Here is a 931-nt window from a genome sequence, read left to right as displayed (position 1 = left end):
ATAATGTCTGCTGCTACAAAATCTGTAGTAGCCTCACTGAAGGTGAAGCTAATAGTGGCAGTCTCTTCAGCTTTTAAACCAGTCTTATCTGAGGTGATCGCCAGGGTGGGTGAAACGGTAGTACTGGTTAGCGTTAAACTATCTCCTTTTCCGTTATTGCCATCACTATCGGTATAAGTAGCATCGGCTACGGAGATGGTAATATTGCCATCATAATCGGAAGTTGGTGTTAAGGTTGCCGTGTAGACAATATTATCTGTAGTAGACAAAGTACCTAAACTTCCCCCGGTGGTGGTAATGTCTGCAGCTACAAAATCTGTAGTGGCCTCACTGAAGGTAAAGCTAATAGTGGCAGTCTCTTCAGCTTTTAAATCACTCTTATCAGAGGTGATCGCCAGGGTGGGTGATACGGTAGTACTGGTTAGCGTTAAACTATCTCCTTTTCCGTTATTGCCATCACTATCGGTATAAGTAGCATCGGCTACGGAGATGGTAATATTACCATCATAATCGGAAGTTGGTGTTAAGGTTGCCGTGTAGGTAATATTATCTGTAGTAGACAAAGTACCTAAACTTCCCCCGGTGGTTGTAATATCTGCAGCTACAAAATCTGTAGTAGCCTCACTGAAGGTGAAGCTAATAGTGGCAGTCTCCCCAGCTTTTAAACCAGTCTTATCTGAGGTGATCGCCAGGGTTGGTGATACGGTAGTACTGGTTAGCGTTAAGCTATCTCCTTTTCCGTTATTGCCATCACTATCGGTATAAGTAGCATCGGCTACGGAGATGGTAATATTACCATCATAATCGGAAGTTGGTGTTAAGGTTGCCGTGTAGACAATATTATCTGTAGTAGACAAAGTACCTAAACTTCCCCCGGTGGTGATAATGTCTGCTGCTACAAAATCTGTAGTAGCCTCACTGAAGGTGAAGC

General features: G+C 43.4%; 1 protein-coding gene. It reads right to left on the bottom strand.

Translation table 11 applies throughout. The features are described 5' to 3' along the window. Positions 1–931: Ig-like domain-containing protein (locus ACNKXV_RS14940; protein WP_417908222.1), on the bottom strand; the 931-nt coding region annotated here is incomplete at both ends.

The organism is Christiangramia aquimixticola, assembly GCF_048285835.1.
In the GTDB taxonomy this organism is placed as follows: Bacteria; Bacteroidota; Bacteroidia; order Flavobacteriales; family Flavobacteriaceae; genus Christiangramia; species Christiangramia aquimixticola.
This window is presented reverse-complemented; position numbering and strand designations above follow the sequence as displayed.